Source organism: Gammaproteobacteria bacterium (assembly GCA_013696315.1).
Classification (GTDB): Bacteria; Pseudomonadota; Gammaproteobacteria; order JACCYU01; family JACCYU01; genus JACCYU01.
Map to the genome: position 1 here is coordinate 1 of JACCYU010000147.1, position 7,104 is coordinate 7,104.

The window sequence follows — 7,104 nt, forward strand, 5'->3', positions numbered from 1 at the left end:
GGCCGGGCACCGGCGATACGCGCACACCGGCGGCGCGCGCGGCGGCGATCAGACGGTAACCGGGGTCGCTGATCACTGGTGTGCCCGCGTCGGAAATCAGCGCAATCGACTCACCGGCCAGCAGGCGGAAGGTGAGCGTGCGGGCGCGCGCCTGCTCGTTGTGTTCGTGCAGGCTGATGGTGCGTGTCTCGACGCCATAGTGGGCCAGCAGCGCGCGGCTGTGACGGGTGTCCTCCGCCGCGATCAAATCCACCTCGTTAAGTACCCGCACGGCGCGATAGGTGATGTCCGAAAGATTACCTAGCGGAGAGGCGACGACATACAGCACGCCTGCTTCCTCTGCCCGCGCCTTGCTCGATCCGGTATTGCCTGCCCCCGAATTGCTTGGCCCAACTTTGATTGACACTGTGTCAGCCAGTCAAGATACTGACGCGCATGATACAGGCCCTGGTCTCGCGCAATCCAATTGGCATTCTCAGCCTGCGCGCCCCTCGATGCGTCGCCCTTGTTGGCGTCGTCGTATCGCTGGGTCTAGTGTCCTGCGCGTCCCAGCCTCCGCGCGAAGCGGCGCGTCCGGTGCAGGTTCAGGTATCCAAACTCATTAAGCAAGGCGATCTGGCCGGCGCCGCGGCTGCTTACTGGGAACAGGCGAAAGGCGCGCAATCACCACGGCGCGAGGATCTGCAACTGCGCGCCGTGGAAACCGTGCTCACACCGAAAACCATGACGCTCGCGAAGCGGTACTTAAGCATGATACCGGCCGACCGGCTGGCGGGAACGGCGCTGGTGCGCGCGCGCATCGCGCAGGCGCGCCTAGCGCTTATGGAGCTGCGGCCCAACGTCGCGCTGGCGGCGTTACCGCCGGGCTTAAGCCTCACCACGCCGGATTTTTATCCCGAGGTGGAAGCACTGCGTGCACAGGCGCTGCTGGCCGCCGGGCGCGTGCTGGACAGCGTACAGGTGCGTTCTGCGCTGGCGACGGACCTCACCGACCAACAAGCGATTGCAGCCAACCATCAGAAATTGTGGGAGGCGCTGGCGCGCGCGGGCGATCAGGACCTTGCCCGCTGGCTGCTCCGCGAGCGCGACCCGCGGCTGCGAGGCTGGCTGGAACTGAGTTACATCGCCAAGACCTCGCCCGGCGATTTTGCGGCGTTCGACCGGCAACTGAATGACTGGCAGTTGAAGTACGACGGACATCCGGCCGGCGACAAGCTGCTCGCGCAGTTGCGCCGTGACTGGCGATCGCTGCAACTTCGTCCACGGCAGATCGCGGTGATGCTGCCGCTGTCGGGCGCTTACGCCAGCGTCTCCAGCGCGGTGCTGGCGGGCTTCATGGCGGCGCATTACACCGACGAGACCACATTGGACAAGCCCGCCATCCGCATCTACGAAGTTGGCGCGGACGCGCGGCAGGTGTATCAGCGCGCCGTCCGCGAAGGCACGGATTTTGTGGTCGGTCCTCTGGACAAGGAGGGCGTGGCCGCACTCGCGCTGATGCGGCGTCTGCCGGTGCCGGTGCTGAGTCTCAACTACAGCGATGAGATTGTCGATGCGCCGGACACGCTCTACGAATTCGGTCTGTTGCCGGAGGACGAAGCGCGGCAGGTGGCGGAGCGAGCGTCGCTTGCGGGCCATAATACGGCACTGGTGCTCGCGCCCGAAGGCGAATGGGGCGAACGGTTGCTCAATGCGTTTCGCGCGCGTTTCGAGGCGCTGGGCGGCACCGTGCTGGCCGTAAACCGCTACGACGAGAGCGCCGCGGACTTCGCCGCGCCCATCAAAGATGTGCTGGGCATCGACATGAGCGAGCAGCGCAACAGTGAACTGCGCAGCCTGCTCAGTCTGGACTTGCAGTTCGAGCCGCGCCGCCGTCCGGACGCCGACATGATGTTCATGGTGGCGCTGCCGCGTCAGGCGCGGCTGCTGCGCCCGCAGCTGCGCTTTCACTATGCCACGGATTTGCCCGTTTACTCGACTTCGCACATATACACAGGCATTGCCGACGCGGGCTCGGATCGCGACATTGACGGCGTCATGTACTGCGACATGCCTTGGACCGTGCCGGGAGCGAATCCGCTGCCGGAACTGCGCGCGCGCATGGACAGCCTGTTCCCTCAGGAAAGCCAGCAGTTGCCGCGCCTGACCGCACTGGGTTTCGATGCGTACCGGGTAATCTACTACCTTAAGCGTCTGGCGGAGCGGCCTTACGAGCGCTACGCGGGCCTCACCGGCACTCTGCACATGGACGCTCGCGGTCGTATCCATCGCGGGCTGCAATGGGCGCAGTTCGTCGATGGTTCGGCCACCGTGATGGACAGCCTGCGCGCGCCGCCCGAGTCGCTCGCAGCCCAGACCGCGCCGTGACGCGACAGGCGCGCGGCCGCCACGCAGAGCTTCGCGCCCGCGTTTTTCTGGAAAGTCAGGGTCTGTGCCTGCTGGAAAGCAATTACCGATGCCGCGCGGGCGAGATCGATCTGATCATGCGGGACGGTGAGTCGCTTGTGTTCGTGGAGGTGCGATTGCGCAGTCATCCGGGGTTTGGCGGCGCGCTGATGAGTGTGGATCGTGGCAAGCGTGCGCGCCTGATCGCCTGTGCACAGCATTACCTGCAAACGACCCGCTCCACTTGCGCGGCACGCTTCGACGTCATCGCCATCGAGGTCGACGAGCGTCTGGACTGGGTGCGCAACGCCTTCGATGCCTGAACGGCGTTCCTCGCGGTTATGTCTGTAGCGTTATGTCTCTGGCCCTGTCCCCGGGTCATGTGTCTAAAGGGAGCGCCTGGCAGGCCTCGGCGCACGCGCGGGAACAAGCATGATGGATGAAGCCGAACACGTGCGGCAGACTTTCGCCGCCAGCGTCGATACCAAGCAGCAGGCGGCGGTCGCCCTGGCGGAGACGATCGTGCGGGCGGCTGACCTGATCGTGCGGGCACTACTTAGCGGCCATAAGATACTGAGCTGCGGCAACGGCGGCTCGGCCGGTGACGCCCAGCACTTCTCGTCCGAAATGCTCAATCGCTTCGAGCGCGAACGGCCCGGGTTGCCGGCCATCGCCCTGACCACCGACTCGTCCACCCTCACCTCGATCGCCAACGACTACAGCTTCGATCAGGTGTTCTCCAAACAGATCATGGCGCTGGGACATGCGGGCGACGTTTTGCTCGCGATTTCGACCTCCGGCGAGTCGGCCAGCGTGCTGGACGCAGTGATTGCGGCGCACGAGCGGGACATGGGCGTGATCGCCTTAAGCGGCCGTGAGGGCGGGCGGCTGGGCGCGCTGCTGCGCGAGGAAGACGTGGAGATTCGCGTGCCCTCGCAGTCCACGGCCCGCATCCAGGAAGTGCATTTGCTGGTAATTCATTGCCTTTGCGATCTGACCGACCGGCGACTGTTCGGAGATTGACATGGCGGCAGGCGAATTGCTGCGGCCGGCATTCCTTGAGACCTTGGGCCTGGTCGCGGGGACAAGTAATCTGCGCACCGATCCTGCCGATTGCTGGCCCTATGGTTACGACAACAGCCGCCGCCACGTGCCGCCGGAGGCCGTGGTGTTCGCCATTAGCCATGCGCAGGTGCTTGGTGTCGTGCGCCTGTGCAACCGGCATCGTGTCGCGCTGACCGCGCGCGGCCGCGGCACCGGCACTTGCGGCGGCTCGGTGCCGGTGCAGGGCGGTGTGGTGTTATCGCTGGAGCGCATGGACCGCATCCTGGAAATAAACCCCGCCGACCGGCTGATGGTGATAGAAACTGGCGCCGCCAATCAGGCGGTGCAGGACGCGGCGGCCCGACACGCGTTCTTCTGGCCGCCCGATCCAACCAGCGCGGCTTATTGCACGGTGGGCGGCAACCTCGCCTTCAACTCGGCCGGTCCGCGTGCCGTGAAATACGGGACGCCGCGCGAGAACACGCTGGGTTTAAGGGCCGTGACCGGCGCGGGCGAAGAATTGCGCACCGGCGTACGCACCAGCAAGGGCGTGGTCGGGCTGGACCTGACCCGCTTGCTGATCGGTTCGGAAGGCATGCTCGCGATCATTACCGAGGCGACCCTGAAACTGACGCCCCTCGCACCGTGCAGGCGCACCCTGCGCGCGATCTACGCCGATGTGGATGCCGCGGCGCGCGCGGTCATTAGCATCATGGCGCAACCCGTAATCCCGTGCGCGCTGGAATTCATGGATGACACCGCCCTCGACATGATCCGCGTGTATTCACGGGCCGATCTGCCTGAGCACGCCGGTGCCCTGCTTATGATCGAGGTGGACGGCGACGAGGACTGCATCGACTTTGCGGCCGATGCACTGGCGCGGGCGGCAAAGGTCGATGGTTTGATCCGCATCGAGCGCGCGCACGACGAAACGCAAGTAGCTGCGCTGTGGGCCACGCGCAAGGCGCTGTCGCCGGCGTTGCGCAACGTGGCGCCAGGCAAGATCAACGAAGACGTGGTGGTGCCGGTGTCGCGACTGGCGGAACTGGTCGAGGGCTTGCGGCGCTTAAGCTTGGCGCACGGCGTCAAGATCGTCAATTACGGGCATGCCGGCAACGGCAACATACACGTTAACCTGCTGCTGGACCCGCAGGATCCCAGGCAAGTGCGCGCCGCCCAACGCTGTCTGGACGCAGTCTTCAGCCTGGTGCTGCGGCTAGGAGGTACGCTCTCGGGCGAGCATGGCGTGGGCCTTTCGAAGCGGGACTTCGTCGCGCGCGAACTCGATCCGGTGGCGCTTAGGCTGATGCGCGACATCAAGCGTACATTCGACCCCAACGGGATTCTCAACCCCGGCAAAGGGTGGCCGGAGGAAAATAGTCCACCGGGAGGAAAGTCATCCCAGTGAAGGCCAACGCGTTCATGGCGGCCAGACTGCTGGTCGCCTGGGGCACGGTGATCGCGTTCTTCGCGTTTGGCACGGAATTGCTCGCCGACCTCGAATCTCCGCTCAAATCGACCGTGCTTTTCATATGGTTATTCGCCGTCATCGGGTGGTGCGCTTTTGGCGTGGTCGAGCATGCGGAGCATCTGGCCGAACTGCTGGGCGAACCGCTGGGCACCCTGATCCTGACCTTGTCCATCGTCGTCATCGAAGTAGCGCTGATCTCCGCGGTGATGCTGACCTCCGATGCCGCGCCCACTTTGGGCCGCGACACGATGTTCGCGCTGCTGATGATTATCCTGAATGGCGTGGTGGGCTTAGCACTGCTGCTGGGCGGCATCCGCCATCACACGCAGGAATATAATCTGCAAGGCGCCGCGGCCTTTCTCGCGGTTATCGTACCGCTGTCGGTGATCGCGCTGGTGCTGCCAAATTTCACGCGCTCCACGCGGGATCCATCGCTAACCGGTGTGCAGGCGTTCTCTTTGGCGTTGTTCACGATTCTTCTGTACGGCGTGTTTCTGGCCGTTCAGACGGTGCGCCATCGAAGCTTTTTCGTCGCTCCGCAATCCGCCGGCGCGCCCGCGAGCGACGACCATGGCGCTCACGACAGCCGCGCGCGACCCTCACCACAGGAAATCGGGATTCAGACGCTGCTGCTGATTATGATCGTGGTGCCCATCGTGCTGCTGGCCAAACAACTGGCGACCTTGGTCGACCACGGTATCGCCGCGCTCGGCGCGCCGGCGGCGCTGGGCGGCGTGCTGATCGCGCTGATCGTATTCACGCCCGAGGGCATGAGCGCATTGCGGGCGGCGCTCGACAATCAGTTGCAGCGCGCGGTGAACCTGTGCTTGGGCGCCGCACTGTCCACCATCGGACTCACCGTGCCCGCCGTGCTCGCGATTGGCCTGCTTACCGGCCAGCCCGTGATTCTGGGATTGGGTTCGGCCGAGATGGTCCTGCTGGCGGTGACCCTCGCGGTCAGCATGCTCACGTTCAGCGTATCGCGCACCACCGTGCTTGAGGGCGCGGTGCATCTGGTGCTGTTTTTCTTCTACATCGTATTAATCTTCAGTCCGTGAATAGTATTGCCCAGGCCGTGCGCGACGTGGACCCTTAAGAGATCCGCTCGAGCACATGACGCGCCATGGCATGCGCGAGTTCGTGCTCGCCGATAAACACCCTTCCGGCCTGCTCTTTGTGCAGCAGGGCCGCCTCTTCTTCGCTATGCGTACGGATGACCGCCTCTACTTCAGGGTTTAGCGCGCGTGCGATCTCGATCATCTTGCGCGCGTGAAACGAGTCGGGGGTGGCGATCACCAGCATCCGGGCCCGCACGATATGCGCCTGGATGAGCACGGCGGGGTCGGACGCATCGCCCGAGACCGCGGGCGCGCCGCGCGCGCGCAGCTGCTCGACCAGCTCGCGGTTCTGCTCGGCGACGACGAATGATACGCCGCGCTCGGCCAGCGCTTCTCCGATACGCCGGCCCACGCGGCCGTACCCCACCAGTACCACGTGTCCGGTCAGGCGGCGCTGGTCGATCGTTGACGGCAACTCCGCGAGCGGGTCGTCGCGACGTTCCAGGGAGCGCGCAAGCCTGGAGCGGGCTCGAATCCACACAAGCGCGGGCTCGATCGCCTGAAAGACCAGCGGATTGAGCGCGATAGAGAATAGCGCACCAGCCAGGATGAGATCCTGGCCGAGCTTCGGCAGGAGTTCCAGGCTGATCCCCAGTCCCGCCAGAATGAACGAAAACTCCCCGATCTGCGCCAGACTCGCCGAGACCGTGAGCGCCGTGTTGAGTGGATAACGGAACGCGAGCACCAGCAGAAAGGCAGCCAGCGATTTGCCGACAACGATGATCGTGACGACGGCAAGCACCATCAGCGGTTGACGGAGCAGGATTTCCGGGTCGAAAAGCATGCCAACCGACACGAAGAACAGTACCGAGAAAGCGTCCCTTAAGGGCAAAGACTCCTGCGCGGCGCGATGGCTCAGCGCGGATTCGCGCATCACCATGCCGGCGAAAAACGCGCCCAGCGCGAACGAGACGCCAAACAGCGCGGCGGAGCCGTAGGCAATACCGACGGCGGCCGCCACCACACACAGGGTAAACAGCTCCCGCGAGCCGGTGCGCGCGACCTGCCATAGCAGCCATGGAAACACCCGCCTGCCGACGATGAGCATCAGCGCCACGAAAATCGCGACCTGGGCCAGCGTCAGGC

7 protein-coding genes are annotated in these 7,104 nt (G+C 64.7%); 5 read left to right on the forward strand and 2 right to left on the reverse strand.

The window, feature by feature from the left end:
- The coding region (locus tag H0V34_08605) for a hypothetical protein (GenBank protein ID MBA2491745.1) at positions 1-400 on the reverse strand (400 nt) is incomplete at its 3' end.
- A 35-nt stretch (positions 401-435) separates the two neighbouring features.
- Here H0V34_08605 and H0V34_08610 point away from each other — a divergent pair.
- From H0V34_08610 to H0V34_08630, 5 genes are all read left to right on the forward strand, one after another.
- Positions 436-2,367 (forward strand): penicillin-binding protein activator, encoded by a 1,932-nt coding sequence (locus H0V34_08610; GenBank protein MBA2491746.1) that lies wholly within the window; start codon positions 436-438, stop codon positions 2,365-2,367.
- A complete protein-coding gene (locus tag H0V34_08615; GenBank protein MBA2491747.1) occupies positions 2,364-2,708 on the forward strand; it encodes a YraN family protein in 345 nt (114 codons plus the stop codon). The genes H0V34_08610 and H0V34_08615 overlap by 4 nt, the downstream gene beginning before the upstream one ends.
- Before the next feature lie 112 nt (positions 2,709-2,820).
- Positions 2,821-3,408 (forward strand): phosphoheptose isomerase, encoded by a 588-nt coding sequence (locus tag H0V34_08620; GenBank protein ID MBA2491748.1) that lies wholly within the window; start codon positions 2,821-2,823, stop codon positions 3,406-3,408.
- A gap of 1 nt (position 3,409) precedes the next feature.
- Positions 3,410-4,837 carry an FAD-binding protein gene (locus H0V34_08625; GenBank protein ID MBA2491749.1) on the forward strand — a complete coding sequence of 476 codons (1,428 nt, stop codon included), beginning with the start codon at positions 3,410-3,412 and terminating at the stop codon, positions 4,835-4,837.
- A 14-nt stretch (positions 4,838-4,851) separates the two neighbouring features.
- Positions 4,852-5,958 carry a calcium:proton antiporter gene (locus H0V34_08630; protein ID MBA2491750.1) on the forward strand — a complete coding sequence of 369 codons (1,107 nt, stop codon included), beginning with the start codon at positions 4,852-4,854 and terminating at the stop codon, positions 5,956-5,958.
- A gap of 34 nt (positions 5,959-5,992) precedes the next feature.
- Here the strand turns inward: H0V34_08630 and H0V34_08635 are convergent.
- On the reverse strand, positions 5,993-7,104 hold a 1,112-nt coding region (locus H0V34_08635), incomplete at its 5' end, for a cation:proton antiporter (protein MBA2491751.1).